The organism is Streptococcus sp. A69, from assembly GCF_058556195.1.
On the sequence record NZ_JBZUJU010000003.1, the window covers coordinates 65,483 to 79,045 of the forward strand.

The 13,563-nt window shown below is 42.1% G+C and carries 15 protein-coding genes and 1 tRNA gene; 3 read left to right on the forward strand and 13 right to left on the reverse strand.

Annotation, left to right across the window (positions count from 1 at the left end; translation table 11 throughout):
• Positions 1–26: 26 nt before the first annotated feature.
• Positions 27–2,003, reverse strand: coding sequence for a peptide ABC transporter substrate-binding protein (locus AC4ME5_RS07835; RefSeq protein WP_247918056.1), 1,977 nt, complete (start codon positions 2,001–2,003; stop codon positions 27–29).
• A gap of 306 nt (positions 2,004–2,309) precedes the next feature.
• Between AC4ME5_RS07835 and AC4ME5_RS07840 the strand changes: the two genes are divergently transcribed.
• Positions 2,310–2,380, forward strand: a tRNA-Cys gene (locus AC4ME5_RS07840).
• A gap of 150 nt (positions 2,381–2,530) precedes the next feature.
• On the opposite strand, the gene AC4ME5_RS07845 is transcribed toward AC4ME5_RS07840, so the two are convergent.
• From AC4ME5_RS07845 to AC4ME5_RS07895, 11 genes are all read right to left on the reverse strand, one after another.
• Complete coding sequence (locus tag AC4ME5_RS07845) at positions 2,531–3,862, reverse strand: hemolysin family protein (RefSeq protein WP_491800464.1); 1,332 nt, start codon at positions 3,860–3,862, stop codon at positions 2,531–2,533.
• 125 nt (positions 3,863–3,987) lie between these two features.
• Complete coding sequence (locus AC4ME5_RS07850; protein WP_033585517.1) at positions 3,988–4,821, reverse strand: DNA/RNA non-specific endonuclease; 834 nt, start codon at positions 4,819–4,821, stop codon at positions 3,988–3,990.
• A gap of 40 nt (positions 4,822–4,861) precedes the next feature.
• Positions 4,862–5,056 (reverse strand): DNA-directed RNA polymerase subunit beta, encoded by a 195-nt coding sequence (locus AC4ME5_RS07855; protein ID WP_000739701.1) that lies wholly within the window; start codon positions 5,054–5,056, stop codon positions 4,862–4,864.
• Complete coding sequence (gene murA, locus AC4ME5_RS07860; protein WP_033585515.1) at positions 5,043–6,326, reverse strand: UDP-N-acetylglucosamine 1-carboxyvinyltransferase; 1,284 nt, start codon at positions 6,324–6,326, stop codon at positions 5,043–5,045. The genes AC4ME5_RS07855 and murA overlap by 14 nt, the downstream gene beginning before the upstream one ends.
• A 23-nt stretch (positions 6,327–6,349) precedes the next feature.
• The gene (locus tag AC4ME5_RS07865; RefSeq protein ID WP_080568240.1) at positions 6,350–6,580 is read right to left on the reverse strand and encodes a DUF1146 family protein; all 231 of its coding nucleotides are present in this window, start codon (positions 6,578–6,580) and stop codon (positions 6,350–6,352) included.
• 55 nt (positions 6,581–6,635) lie between these two features.
• Positions 6,636–7,673, reverse strand: a complete 1,038-nt coding sequence (locus tag AC4ME5_RS07870) for a SepM family pheromone-processing serine protease (RefSeq protein WP_491800465.1) — start codon at positions 7,671–7,673, stop codon at positions 6,636–6,638.
• On the reverse strand, positions 7,657–8,145 hold the full coding sequence (coaD, locus tag AC4ME5_RS07875) for a pantetheine-phosphate adenylyltransferase (protein ID WP_007522387.1): 489 nt from the start codon (positions 8,143–8,145) through the stop codon (positions 7,657–7,659). Before coaD ends, AC4ME5_RS07870 begins: the two co-directional genes overlap by 17 nt.
• Positions 8,135–8,674 carry a 16S rRNA (guanine(966)-N(2))-methyltransferase RsmD gene (gene rsmD, locus AC4ME5_RS07880; RefSeq protein WP_007522389.1) on the reverse strand — a complete coding sequence of 180 codons (540 nt, stop codon included), beginning with the start codon at positions 8,672–8,674 and terminating at the stop codon, positions 8,135–8,137. Before rsmD ends, coaD begins: the two co-directional genes overlap by 11 nt.
• Before the next feature lie 64 nt (positions 8,675–8,738).
• Positions 8,739–9,731, reverse strand: coding sequence for an aspartate--ammonia ligase (gene asnA / locus AC4ME5_RS07885; protein ID WP_000747987.1), 993 nt, complete (start codon positions 9,729–9,731; stop codon positions 8,739–8,741).
• A 109-nt stretch (positions 9,732–9,840) separates the two neighbouring features.
• Positions 9,841–10,524, reverse strand: coding sequence for a Bax inhibitor-1/YccA family protein (locus AC4ME5_RS07890; RefSeq protein WP_491800466.1), 684 nt, complete (start codon positions 10,522–10,524; stop codon positions 9,841–9,843).
• Between the two features lie 54 nt (positions 10,525–10,578).
• A complete protein-coding gene (locus AC4ME5_RS07895) occupies positions 10,579–11,319 on the reverse strand; it encodes a TrmH family RNA methyltransferase (protein ID WP_491800467.1) in 741 nt (246 codons plus the stop codon).
• A 33-nt stretch (positions 11,320–11,352) separates the two neighbouring features.
• Between AC4ME5_RS07895 and AC4ME5_RS07900 the strand changes: the two genes are divergently transcribed.
• Together AC4ME5_RS07900 and yidC are read left to right on the forward strand one after the other, a co-directional pair.
• Positions 11,353–11,631 (forward strand): acylphosphatase, encoded by a 279-nt coding sequence (locus AC4ME5_RS07900; RefSeq protein ID WP_491800468.1) that lies wholly within the window; start codon positions 11,353–11,355, stop codon positions 11,629–11,631.
• A gap of 77 nt (positions 11,632–11,708) precedes the next feature.
• Positions 11,709–12,638, forward strand: a complete 930-nt coding sequence (gene yidC / locus AC4ME5_RS07905) for a membrane protein insertase YidC (protein ID WP_491800482.1) — start codon at positions 11,709–11,711, stop codon at positions 12,636–12,638.
• Between the two features lie 73 nt (positions 12,639–12,711).
• Here yidC and pflA read toward each other — a convergent pair whose 3' ends face one another.
• The gene (gene pflA, locus AC4ME5_RS07910) at positions 12,712–13,506 is read right to left on the reverse strand and encodes a pyruvate formate-lyase-activating protein (protein WP_007522398.1); all 795 of its coding nucleotides are present in this window, start codon (positions 13,504–13,506) and stop codon (positions 12,712–12,714) included.
• Positions 13,507–13,563: the final 57 nt, after the last annotated feature.

A 13,563-nucleotide genomic window follows, 5' to 3' on the forward strand; every position in this document is an offset into this window, starting at 1 on the left:
GGAGAGAAAGTTCTCTTGAGAGTTATTTATTTAACGTGATTCGTCAATTCTTTTTGAACTTTTTCGTTTGATTCTTTTTTCTCTTTGAGCCATTTCTCACGAGCTTGTTCGTAATCAGCTTTGGTTACAACCTTGTCTTGTAACTGAATATACTTGAAGTATACATCTGAACCTTTATCTCCAGATTGGCTGTATGATGCAGAGAATGGTACAACACGAGAAATGAATGGTGCAGCACCACTTGATGACATAGCTGGCAAGAAGAGTGAGCTATCTGTCAACCAAGCTTGAGCAGCCGCGTATTTTTCATAACGAACGTTCAAATCGTCAGTTTCTTTAGCAGCTTCATCAACTAACTTATCGTATTCTTTCAAACCAACTTGTGCAGCTGCTGCATTTGCTGGATCGTCGTAACCCATATATGTTTTTGTTTGCTCGCTATTAGTTGTTTTCAAGATATCAAGGTAAGTTGATGGATCTTCATAGTCTGGGTTCCATCCAACGGCACCTGAGAGATCCCAATCTTCTGCCGCAGCGCTTGCAGCATAGTAGGTGATATTGTTCAGCTCATCTTTAGAAACTTGTTGGATATCGATGACTACATTGCCTTCACCAAGTACTGTTTCAACTGATTGTTTGAAGGATTGGATACGTGCGATATAGTTTTTAGCAGTTTGGTCTACTGGGATATCCAAGTGGATAGGGAATTTCACACCTTCTGCTTCCAATGCAGTTTTAGCTTTGGCAAATTCTGCTTTAGCTTTATCGGCGTTGAAGAGTCCATCTTGACCATCAGCAAAGTTTACATTCTTCCACTCATCACCATAAGCAGCCATCTTTTCAGTTACTAAGTCACCGAAAGTTTTTTCGCCTGCAGAGACAAATTCTGGTTTCACAAAGAGGTTACGAACGGCAAGGGGAGCGCCTTCTTTACCATTAATTTGTGCTGAGTAGGAAGTACGGTCAAAGGCAAAGTTCAAGGCCTGACGGAAGTCTTTGTTAAGAAGGGCTTTCTTAGTAGAAGTTTTCTCTTCGTCAGTTGTCTTAGAAGTGTATTTGTAACCTTGACGGTCAATATTCACACCCAAACCACCGATACCAGGTCCTGATGGAGTGTAGAAGATATTGTCTTTGTATGTTTCTTCTACCTTAGAGTAGTTTGAACTTGTTGGGAAAAGGCGAGCATAGCTGTATGCTCCACTTGTAAAGTTACGTTCAATGGACTCTTGGTCTGACCCATCATAGAAAGCAAGGGTAACTTTATCAAGGTGAACATTATCCTTATCCCAGTACTGCTCATTCTTAGCAAATTCGATAGAAGATTTAGTAGTCAAACCTTTTAGCAAGAACGGACCATTATAAAGCAAGGACGTAGGATCTGTTGCTTTGGCAAAATCTGATCCTTTTGATTTTTCAAAATCTTCGTTCAATGGCCAGAAGATTGAGTAAGCCATCTTAGAGTTCCAGTATGGTTCTGGTTGGTTCAAGGTATACTCAAGAGTATAATCATCAACTGCCTTCACACCTACCGTAGAAAAGTCTTTTGAATTTCCAGACAAATAATCAGACAATCCTTTAACAGAAGTTTCTGCTAAATATAGGGCTTCGGATTTCTTATCTGCTGCGTGTTTCAAACCATTTACAAAATCTTTAGCTGTTACTTCAGCGTACTCTTCTCCATCAGATGTCATCCATTTAACACCTTTACGGATTTTGTAGGTATAAGTCAAACCATCTTTTGAGACTGACCAGTCTTCCGCAACTGCGGGAGTCAAATTCCCATATTTGTCATTTGTGAAGAGACCATCAATGCCATTTGAAGTGGCAATCTTAGTACTTTGTTTCCCTGAAATGAGGTAATCCAATGTTTCTGGGTCAGCTGAATAGATATAACCATAATTTTTTGGCGCCGTTGAATCAGATGATTTAGAACCGCAGGCAGCTAGTACGCCAGTCGCTAATAAGGCAACCCCTGCTGCAACCAATACTCTGCTTTTTTTCATGTATATAACTCCTCTTGAAAAATTTAGGCTTATTGGAAATTATAACATATATCTTCTAAAAAGTAAACGAATTTTCAGAATATTTAGGCGTATATCTACAAAAAACTTCTCTTTGTCAGAATTTCCCCATTCTTTATTTGTATTTATAAGAAAAGAAAATTAATTTGTCTAGCTCTGTAAGCTTCATTTTTACAAGTTGCTTTTCCCTTTTTTCTTCACATGACATAATCTATCTTCTTAAATTGGATTTTAGAATAAGAAACTATTGACGGGAAATGATTTTCAAGGTATAATAATAAACGTTGAGGCGGTATAGCCAAGTGGTAAGGCACGGCTCTGCAAAAGCTTGATCGTCGGTTCAAATCCGTCTACCGCCTTTCAGTACCTGAATTAACAGGAATTAACCGAATAAAAAAGCCCGTAAAATCGGGCTTTTTTATTTTTTTCTTCGGATAAATACGGATATCTTTGAAAAACTTTTGGGGCGGATTGGGCGAAAATATAAAGCAGTGACTCAAGTCACTGCTTTATTCTGTTTTTTCTTCAGTCTCTATTTCAGTGATTTGGACTTTTACCTTGGTAACACGTCCGTTTTTCACCTTGTCATTGGTTAGGATGATTTGTTTGTTTTGGCTGACCAATTCATAACTGAGTTTTTCAGTCGTTGGAATCATTCCCACACCCGTCAAATAATAACCGGCGATGGTATCAACATCATCACTTTCCAGTTCTACATCAAAGTAGTCATTAAAATCATTAAGATTCATGGTACCTTGAACGATATAGGTATCTTCTCCTATTTGATGGACTTCAATTTCAGCCTTGTCAGTCTCATCATCAATCTCACCAACAATTTCTTCTAAGAGGTCCTCCAGAGTTACCAAACCAGCCATTCCACCATATTCATCTAGTAAGATGGCCATTTGATTTTGGGTATTTCGAAGTTCTTTAAGAAGATCGTCCACAAAGATAGTCTCAGGAACAAACAGTGGCGTTTGGAGAATTCGTTTCCAGACAATATTGTCAAAGCCATCCACAAAAGCGGCATTCAACAAGCGCTTGGTGTGGATCAAACCAATAACATTATCCTTATCCCCATCATAAACAGGGATACGTGAGAAATTTTGCTTTAAAATACTCTCGATAATCGTTTGACTGTCATCCTGAATATCCACCATAAAGGCATCTGTTCGAGGCACCATTACCTCACGAGCCATTAGTTCATCTAAAGAAAAGACTCCCTGTAGCATTTCAATCTCATCTGCATCCAGTGTTTCTTCACTATTGGTGAGCATATACTCAATTTCATCACGTGTCATCTTTTCATCAGCATCATCAAAGGTCATTGGCGTCACACGGCTCAATAGATTCGTTGAGGCTGACAAAAGCCAAACAAAGGGACTGACAATTTTCCCCAAACCAATAATGACTGGCGCTGTTCGGATAGCCAAGGTATCTTTCAGATTTAGAGCAATTCTCTTGGGATAGAGTTCCCCAAAAACAATAGAAATATAGGTCAAAAACGCTAAAGATAGAAAACTTGCAATAGCGGAAGCTGTTTCACTGTTCCCTATCCAATATGCAATTTCGCGTCCTAGAGTCTCCGCTAAACTGGCCCCAGACAAGATGGTAATTAACGTGATACCAACTTGAATCGTTGATAAAAAGTGGTTAGGATTTTCAAGTACCTTTAACAAACGGATGTAACGTTTGTCTCCCTCTTCTGCCTTTTGCTCTACTCGGGAACGGTTTAGTGACACCATTGCCATCTCAGTGGCTGAGAAAAAAGCATTTAACAAGGTCAAGATAAATAATAATACAAACTGTAGCAACAAATTCTGACTGCTCGGGTCTTCCATAGTCCTTCTCCTAAAATAGTATCTTGTGTTTCATTATATCATAAAATTCTTCAGGATTCACATTATTTTTCATTTAAACAACAACTCCCCTGCCTCTAGAAGACAAAGGAACTGTTTTATTGTATCTATTGTTTCTGATCTGTCACCGTTACTTGACCTGTTCGATAGTCAAACTGGATTCCCTTTTGAACATTGGGGATTAGGACGTTGAACTCCAATTCGCCATCTGAAGACTTGGCTTCGATTTGTGAAGCGGATGGAACTAGATCTTCATTTGTCGCATAGTGGAGTGTCACGCGGTAACGGACCTTCTTATTTTGGTCCAAGGCTTTTCTGACCAAACTCTCATAGTAGTTCTGACCTGTCGAATCCTCAGCCTGCGCTTGGTTAGCCCAAGCTGTCTGGACTGCAATGTTCTTGGGATTGCTGGTAGAGGCATCAAAACCATCCAAACCACCTATCAAGGCATAGCCCAGCAGGTGTCCTCTATCAACTGCATGTGTGTAAGCCCCCTTTAGATTCTTAACTTGATGCCATCCTGGTGGCGTCCAGGAGGTGGAGCCGTTGCCTGTTTCTTCACGATTCTTATACTGCCGAGTCGCTTTGGATAAGATGGCATTGGCAACAGTTGGAACTGTTTCTTTTCCCACTGTCTTTGTTTTATTATCCGCATAGGGTTTGCTAGAAACCTTGGCATCTAGATTGGTTTTATTGCCATTGACAACAAAGGCCCCTGCTCCATTCCACTCGAGCTCCCCCTTGATTTGGTTTTTGATTGACTCAGTTAAGACACTTTCAGCCAGCTCCTGACTGGGAGCTTCTGAAGCTTGTTTTTTCTGACTAACCTTAGTTCTAGGGCTATTTGGTGCCGACTGCATCTGCTTGATATAATAGCTTCCCGCAGCCAAGAGTAAGAATAGAAGTAACCCTATCAAAGTCTGTCTTGTTTTTTTGTCCATTTTTCTCCTTATTTCTTTAGAAAAAGACTGGTCTCCCAGTCTAATTTCCTGTAAATTTGCTAATCAATTCCTGCCACTTTGCCGGAGACAAGATAGCCCACGGATCCTGTCCCTTTCCTAGGATGCCATAGCCAACCATCAAGCCGATTCCTAAAGCCAGAAATCCTAGCAATAGAACGATAAAAATCAACAGTAAACGACGGAGTACATAGCGTAAGTTTTTATTCTTCTTCATCATTTGCCTCGATTCGCTGAATCTTCGCTCCTAGCTGAGCCAATTTCTCATGGAAGCGGTAGTAGCCTCTATCAAGGTGGACTAACTTACCAACAACTGTTTCTCCCTGCGCCACCAGACCTGTCAAAATCAAAGCCGCACTAGCGCGAAGGTCCGTTGATAGAACTTCTGCCCCTTGCAAAGCCTGCCCCCCAACAATACGAGCTGTGTCACGGATAATCTCTGAATGCAAGCCCATACGGCGCATTTCCTCTAAGTGTTGGAAGCGATTCTCAAACACCGTTTCCACCATGGTGGATTCCCCTTTTGCGACTGTCATCAGAGCTGTAAATTGCGCCTGCATATCTGTTGGAAATCCTGGATGTGGTAAGGTTTTTACATGAACAGCCTTGAGATTTTCAAGTTGAGAACGAACACGAATACCTTCTGACTCCTCTGTCACTTCAACACCCATCTCAAGTAGTTTTGAAATCAAGGGACGATTATGCTCCCAGACTGCATCACGAACGAGAACATCCCCACCTGTCATGGCTGCGGCTACCATAAAGGTTCCAGCTTCAATACGGTCCTGTACTACAGTATGAGTCGTACCATGGAGGTTCTCGACACCAGTCACTGTGATGGTTTCGGTACCAGCTCCCTTGACCTTGGCTCCCATTTCATTAAGGAAGATAGCGAGATCAACAATTTCTGGCTCACGCGCAGCATTTTCAATCACTGTCACACCATCAGCTAGAGTTGCTGCCATCATCAAGTTTTGTGTTGCGCCGACACTAGGAAAGTCCATGTAGATATGAGCGCCATGCAGGCGTTCTGCCTTGGCTTCGATGTAACCAGCTGTCTGGGTAATCTTTGCCCCCATAGCTTCCAAACCTTTAAGGTGAAGGTCGATGGGACGACTCCCGATGGTACATCCCCCTGGCATGGATACCTTGGCATGACCTACACGAGCAAGGATTGGTCCCAAGACAACGATGGATGCTCGCATCTTGCTGACATATTTATAAGGAGCTTCCTCCGTGATATCACCAGTCGCATCAACCTCGACAACATGAGCTTCCTCATCAAAGTCCACCTTGGCATTCAGACCACGAACTACTTGATTCATGGTGAACACATCTGACAAGATTGGGACATTTTGTAAGACTGTCTTACCCTTGCTTGCTAGAATAGTCGCTGCCAATAAAGGTAAGACTGCATTCTTTGCTCCCTCGATCGTCACACTCCCAACCAGACGATTATCTCCGCCTTGAACCACAATTTTTTCCATAGTTATTTCCTTTACTTTTGATTTTATAATAGTCCTCTAAGTGCTTCTTGCCACAGTTGGTACAAACTGATAAAGAATGAACTCAAGATATAGCCCATCACAATACTAAAGAAGCCGACCAACAAACGAACCTTTTTTGTGTTAGTAGCGGTTACTTTTAAAACCTTTTCCCATCTCACAAGATCCTTCAAAAGGTAAAAACTCAAATAAATAAAGAGTAGATGACTACTTAGAGTGAATAATAATTGAACCATTTGACTATTATACCATCTTATCGGCTTGCGCGCTAGTTTTCAATTTTTCTACGAATTAGGGATTGTTTTTAAGGTAATCAATCGCATCCTGCAAGGTCTTAACCGGAACGATTTTCATCTCTGTTTTGATCGTTTTAGCAGCTTCTAGGGCTGTTTCATAGTTGCTTTTCGCATTGGGATCTGCTTTTTTTGCTTCCTCGGTGACTGGATTGTCAGGAGCAAAAAAGATGTTCGCTCCCTGACGAGAGGCTGCAACTACTTTTTTGTCAATTCCACCAATGTCGCCAACATTTCCATCGCGATCAATAGTTCCCGTTCCCGCAACGACGCGGCCATTACGAAGTCCTGGATCTGCTATCTGGGTGTAAATAGCTAGACTAAACATGAGACCGGCACTTGGCCCCCCGATACCAGCTGTTGAAAAACGAATCGGAACATCACTGGTCACTTCCGTACGGTCAATCAAACCAATCCCAATCCCGTTTTTTCCGTTTTCGAGAGTGATAATTTTACCTTCTGCAGACTTGACTTTTCCGTCTTCTTCATAAGTTACCTTGACCGTATCCCCTAATTGTTGAGAATTGACATAGTCGACCAAATCTTTGGAACTGTCAAACGTTTTGTCATTAACAGCCGTCACGGTATCTGCAATGTTCAGAATGCCCTTAAAAGTTGAATTGTCCGTCACGGTCAAGACATAGACTCCCAGATACTTGAGTTCGATATCCTTTCCAGCCATCTTCAGTCCTTGATACTTGGCCATGTTTTGGGATGTTTGCATGTAGAACTGATTGATCCGCATAAACTCCGCATCAGTAGAGCCACCCGTAGTCTCCTTGGCACTTCTAATATCCGTGAAAGGTGTTAACCAAGCATAGACAAGATGCGACAGAGTTGCATGCCGAATACCAACTGTCACAAACTGGTAAGCTCCTGCTTCTGTATCTTCTGTTTCATTGACTTTTAAAACTTGGCGAATATCTTCCGCTCCACCTGGAACTTCTATGTAGTAAGGTAAAGGTACTACAAAGGCTAAAAAAGTCAATACTAGTGCTAGGATGACATATAAGGGCCATCTAGTTTTCTTCTTCATGTTCTAATTCCTCCACAACACTGTTTGGGACATATTGCTGAATCTCCTGACCAAACTTCAGAAGTTCTCTCACAGCTGAAGAGCTAATATAAAGATGCTCTGAGCGACTATGTAGGTAAATGGTTTCGATTTCTGGAGCCAGTTGATGATTGTAATAATCAAAACTAGACTCATATTGCAAGTCTGTGGCATTCCGCAAGCCACGAACAAGGGTCTTAGCACCCAATCTTCTTGCAACATCGACGACTAGTTGGTCATGAGAAGCCAGCACCTCTACATTATCTAAATGCGCCACTGCTTTTTCGACTGCTCGTTTGCGGCTTTCAACAAGGAGAAAACCTTGTTTGTGGGGATTGTAGAACACCCCGACATAGAGCTTATCAAAGAGTTTGCTGGCACGTTCAATGATATCCAGATGTCCATTTGTCATCGGATCAAATGATCCTGTAAATAATCCAATTCTATCTGACATAGACTGTCACCTTACTAATCCCATATATTTTTTCCTTCCAGATGCCTAAGCAGGCGATTTCTTCTGGAAGTTCTACAGACTTATCGGTTTCGCAGACGACCATGACTTCTTCGGAGAAGAGATTTCTTTCTGCCATTTTTTCGATATCTGCAACGATTTGTTCCTTGGCATAGGGAGGGTCTAAAAAAATGAGATCGAAGGGTCCAAATACCTGCTCCAGAGCTCGTTCCGCATCCATCTTGAGGAATTGAAATTTTCCAACTTCCTTGGTCATCTGGATATTTGCAGCGATGATAGCTTGGGCTCTTCTATCCCGTTCCACTAGGACAGCATGGGACATCCCACGCGAGACTGCCTCAATAGATAAGCCGCCACTGCCAGCATAGAGATCCAAGACACGACCACCATCAAAATAGGGACCTATCATGTTAAAGATAGCTCCACGCACCTTATCCGATGTCGGCCTCGTCGTCTTTCCTTCTAGCGTCTTTAGAGGACGCCCTCCGTAGATTCCTGATACGATTTTCATACCTTTTATTATACCAAATTATAGGCAAAAAGAGAAAGAAAACCGAACCTTGCGGTTCGATTCTCTACAAGATATTTTCGTAAGTATCGCGGACTTCTTGAGGCCAAACACTAGTCTGAACTTCTCCAATGTGTTTCTTACGAAGAAGGAACATGGCCATCCGAGACTGTCCGATACCTCCACCGATTGTCAGTGGGAAAAGGCCGTTAAGCAAGGCTTTATGCCATTCCAACTCCAGACGATCTTCATCCCCTGTAAGGGCAACTTGGCGACGAAGTGTATCTTCATCTACCCGAATCCCCATTGAAGAAAGTTCAAAGGCGCAACCAAGAGATTCATTCCAAACCAGAATATCTCCATTTAGCCCCTTGTAGCCATTCTCAGACTCTGTTGTCCAGTCATCGTAGTCAGGTGCGCGGCCGTCATGAGGTTTGCCATCAGGCAACTCGCCACCAATACCAATCAAGAAGACAGCACCGAACTCTTTACAGATCGCATTTTCACGCTCTTTCGGTGTTAGGTCTGGATAGCGTTCCACCAACTCTTCTGTATGGATAAAGGTAATTTGTTTTGGCAAGATGGATTCAATATCGTAGCGTGCTTCTACGGCTAGCTCTGTCAGACGAATAGCCTTGTAAATCTTCTCGACGGTTTCTTTGAGATAAGCGATATTACGTTGACCATTTGGAATCACTTTTTCCCAGTCCCACTGGTCTACATATACAGAGTGAGTCGCATCAAGCGAATCTTCGTCTGGACGAAGGGCCTTCATATGAACAAATAGACCTTCACCTTCTCCAAAACCAAAACGAGCTAAGGTGTGGCGCTTCCATTTGGCTAGTGAGTGAACGACTTCATAAGTTTCATCTGGAATCTGCAAGACCTTTACGGATACTGGATGTTCGACACCGGACAAGTTATCCTGCATCCCATCACCAACCTTGCTCAAGATGGGACCTTGAACTTCAACAACTTCTAACTTATCTTTCAAATACTGGGTAAAGGTGTTTTTGACAAAGGAAATCTCTTCTTGCTGATGAATAAAACTTTTCTTCATAAACTACTCCTCAAAAATTAATTAAAAGCATTATACACCTATTTTCAAGAAAAGGAAAGAGTAAACGAGAAAAAGTCAGTGCTCTTTCGAACACTGACTCTGTCATTCATTAATCGTTTCGACCAAAGATTCGTAAGATGCTAAGGAAGAGGTTGATAAAGTCTAAGTAGATGCTAAGTGCCATTGAGATGACCCAACCTGTCGCTACTTGTCCTCGTGACTGCTCATAAGCATAGCGAATCTTTTGGTTGTCCCAAGCAATCAAACCTGAGAAGACCAAGACCATGGCAATACTAATCATGTAGTCAAAGAAGCTATTGGCTAAAAATAGATTCACAACCATGGCAATGATGAGGCCGACAAGCGCTGCCATCAAAGCTCGTCCCATTCCACCCAAATCTTTCTTGGTGAAAATTCCGATTACCGCCATGACAAAGAAGAGAAGGGCACTAGATACAAAGGCTGATAAAACAGTTCCCGGTGTATAGAAGGCTACGACAAAACTAAGCGTAAATCCATTTAAAACAGAATAAACTAAAAATACTGGGAGAGCTGCTGGGCTATTTTTTGCAGCCATGCTACTTGCAACAAAGACTAGAGCAAGTTCTGCAAAAGTTGCAACCATCAGCCAGAGACGGCCATGCATTAAAAAGTAAATCAATTGGGACTGAAAGACTGTCAACATCAAAGCTGACACGAGAGCTGATAGGCCAATCCCAAGCCCCACAAAGGCATAAACCTTAGCGTAAAATTGATTGAGACCTGAACGTTCTTGAATAATCGTTTGATTCATTCTGATTCTCCTTTTTCTATAAATATGTCTTGATTATAACAAAGATTTTATAAATCAGCTAAAATAAAACATCAATATACCTGCGGCAACCGCCACGTTGAGACTTTCTGCCCGACCTTTCATGCCAATATGAACCAGCTGCTCAGCACTCTCAACCATGGCAGGACTAATCCCCTGTCCTTCATTTCCCATGACTAAGGCAAAGTTTTCTAGGGGAGAAAGCTCACGATAATCCTTGGAATCTCTCGATAAAGTCGTTGCTAGAATGGGCAAATTGCTCTTCTTTGCTTCTTCTACAAAGTCAGCAGGAGTCATCCGATAGATGGGCAAGTGAAAATGACTGCCTTGCATGGAACGCAAGGTCTTGAGACTATAGATATCTGCTGACTTGTCTGAAACAATGACCCCTGTAAAACCTGCAGCGTCCGCAGTCCGAATCATGGTACCCACATTACCAGGATCTTGGACATCCTCTAAAAACAGGAATTTCCCCTGATGGAGATCAGGCAGCACTACTACTTCTTTTTGAATCACTGCAACAATCCCTTGAGGGGTTTGCGTATCTGCTAAATCTAGCAAAATCTCCTCTGAAACCCAGATAGTTGGAGGAAAAGCGACTAGCTGATCTCGGTAACTTTCTAAGGCAAAAATCTTCTCAATCGTTACTCCTGCTTGAACAGCTTCTTCAAATAAGTGCCAGCCCTCAATCAAGTAAGCAGACTTTCGATATTTTTTTTGATGTAATTTCTTGGCATTTTTTACCACAGAATTGGCTTTTGAGGTTATAATAGTCATAGAAATATTATAACACAATCAAAGGGGTTTGGTATGCAAAAGGTTAGAATGATTGCCCAAGGCAGGGTGCAAGGTGTTGGTTTTCGTTGGGGTGTTTACTCTTTAGCGCTTGAAATCGGTGGCATCACCGGTCGTGTCTGGAATAATGACGATGGCACAGTGGAAATTCTCGCTCAGGCAGACTCTTCTGCCACTATGGCAAAATTTATCCAAGAAATCCGTAAAGGTCCAACGCCTTTTTCAAAAGTTACCTATCTGGATGTACAAATGAGCAACTTTTCATCCTATCCAGACTTCAAAGTCGCAAATTAGGTCTCTAGAACTATTGTATATTTTACAAAAAAACAGTAGAATAGAAAGGTATAATTTTTAAAGAAGGAATGAAAACATTGAAATCTATTAAACATTTTGCCCTCTCTGCTATGGGAGTGGCTATGCTACTCGTCTTGACAGGCTGTGTCCAAGTAGACAAAGCAACAGGACAACCTACTGGTTTTATCTGGAACACTATCGGATCGCCTATGGCAGAGGCTATCAAGTACTTCGCTACTGATAAAGGTCTAGGCTTTGGTGTTGCTATCATTATCGTAACCATTATCGTGCGCTTGATTATCTTGCCACTTGGTATCTACCAATCATGGAAGGCAACGCTTCACTCTGAAAAGATGAATGCCCTCAAACATGTCCTTGAACCACATCAAACACGCCTTAAAGAGGCAACAACTCAGGAAGAAAAACTAGAAGCACAACAGGCTCTCTTTGCTGCACAAAAAGAAAACGGCATCAGCATGTTCGGTGGTGTAGGATGCTTCCCTATCCTCATTCAAATGCCTTTCTTCTCTGCTATCTACTTTGCAGCCCAATATACTGATGGAGTATCTAGCTCTACCTTCTTGGGTATCAATCTCGGTTCCCCAAGTATGATCCTTGTCGCCTTCGCTGGTATCCTCTACTATCTCCAATCACTCCTTTCACTTCACGGAGTAGAAGACGAGATGCAAAGAGATCAACTCAAGAAAATGATTTACATGAGCCCACTCATGATTGTCGTCTTCTCCCTCTTCGCACCAGCCAGTGTGACACTTTACTGGGTTGTCGGTGGTTTCATGATGATTCTCCAACAGTTCATCGTTAACTATGTTGTTCGTCCAAAACTTCGTCAAAAAGTACGTGAAGAATTTTCCAAAAATCCACCAAAAGCAAGTTCAGCATCAACTACAGGCGGGCGAAAAGATATCACTCCTAACCAAGCAACTGCAATTACGACTACTAAAAAACATAAAAAACGTAATGCTGGTAAACAACATTCTAGAAAATAAAGTAACGGCTTAGCTGAAAGGCTAGGCCTTTTTTGCATCACAAAAGCCTGATGTTCCCCATCAGGCTTCTTTTTTATCCATGTACACGTTTCATATAGTCTTGATAGCTTTCTGTGTCCATGAGTTTTTTGGCATTCTTGACACGATCTGCTGTTGGTGGTTTAACCCCTTCGAGCGAATAAGGAATTCCCAATTCACGCCACTTGAACTCACCCATCGTGTGATAAGGTAGGATTTCAAACTTGTCAACGTTTTTAAGGGTCTTGACGAATTTGCCGAGTTCAATCAAGTCCTCATCTCTATCTGTCAAGCCTGGAACCAGCACATGGCGAATCCAAACAGGTTTCCCAATATCTGATAGATATTTTGCACAAGCCAAGATGTTTTTATTGGTTTGACTGGTAACGATCCTGTGTTGTTCATCGTTGATTTCCTTGATATCCAAGAGAACCAAATCTGTCACTGCCATGAGTTTATTAAACTTTTCGAGATAACGTGGTTTATTACGGAATGGAAGGGCACAGGTATCCAAGGTACAGTGGATTCCTTGTTCCTTAGCCTTGGTAAAGAGGGCAATCAAGAAATCAATCTGTAAGAGGGCTTCTCCTCCACTGACAGTGATTCCTCCCTTGTCTCCCCAGAATCCACGGTAGCGAAGGGCTTCTGACAAAACATCGTCTACTGTCCGTCTTCGTGATTTATTGGTCTCCATAGCCCATGTATCGGGGTTATGGCAGTACTGGCAACGCATCTGACAGCCCTGCAAAAAGACAATAAACCGAATCCCAGGGCCATCTACCGCCCCAAAACTCTCTGTCGAATGCACCATTCCTGTCACTTGTCCATAGTCAATTGTTTCTTCAGACATATCGTCACCTTCCTTGAAACCGTTTTATAGTTTTATTATATCACGAGTAAGGTGAAA

Bases quoted from the DNA above. Each gene is read 5' to 3' on its own strand.
- AC4ME5_RS07835 (WP_247918056.1), bottom strand. From the start codon at position 2,003: ATGAAAAAAAGCAGAGTATTGGTTGCAGCAGGGGTTGCCTTATTAGCG.
- AC4ME5_RS07845 (WP_491800464.1), bottom strand. From the start codon at position 3,862: ATGGAAGACCCGAGCAGTCAGAATTTGTTGCTACAGTTTGTATTATTA.
- AC4ME5_RS07850 (WP_033585517.1), bottom strand. From the start codon at position 4,821: ATGGACAAAAAAACAAGACAGACTTTGATAGGGTTACTTCTATTCTTA.
- AC4ME5_RS07855 (WP_000739701.1), bottom strand. From the start codon at position 5,056: ATGAAGAAGAATAAAAACTTACGCTATGTACTCCGTCGTTTACTGTTG.
- murA (WP_033585515.1), bottom strand. From the start codon at position 6,326: ATGGAAAAAATTGTGGTTCAAGGCGGAGATAATCGTCTGGTTGGGAGT.
- AC4ME5_RS07865 (WP_080568240.1), bottom strand. From the start codon at position 6,580: ATGGTTCAATTATTATTCACTCTAAGTAGTCATCTACTCTTTATTTAT.
- AC4ME5_RS07870 (WP_491800465.1), bottom strand. From the start codon at position 7,673: ATGAAGAAGAAAACTAGATGGCCCTTATATGTCATCCTAGCACTAGTA.
- coaD (WP_007522387.1), bottom strand. From the start codon at position 8,145: ATGTCAGATAGAATTGGATTATTTACAGGATCATTTGATCCGATGACA.
- rsmD (WP_007522389.1), bottom strand. From the start codon at position 8,674: ATGAAAATCGTATCAGGAATCTACGGAGGGCGTCCTCTAAAGACGCTA.
- asnA (WP_000747987.1), bottom strand. From the start codon at position 9,731: ATGAAGAAAAGTTTTATTCATCAGCAAGAAGAGATTTCCTTTGTCAAA.
- AC4ME5_RS07890 (WP_491800466.1), bottom strand. From the start codon at position 10,524: ATGAATCAAACGATTATTCAAGAACGTTCAGGTCTCAATCAATTTTAC.
- AC4ME5_RS07895 (WP_491800467.1), bottom strand. From the start codon at position 11,319: ATGACTATTATAACCTCAAAAGCCAATTCTGTGGTAAAAAATGCCAAG.
- AC4ME5_RS07900 (WP_491800468.1), top strand. From the start codon at position 11,353: ATGCAAAAGGTTAGAATGATTGCCCAAGGCAGGGTGCAAGGTGTTGGT.
- pflA (WP_007522398.1), bottom strand. From the start codon at position 13,506: ATGTCTGAAGAAACAATTGACTATGGACAAGTGACAGGAATGGTGCAT.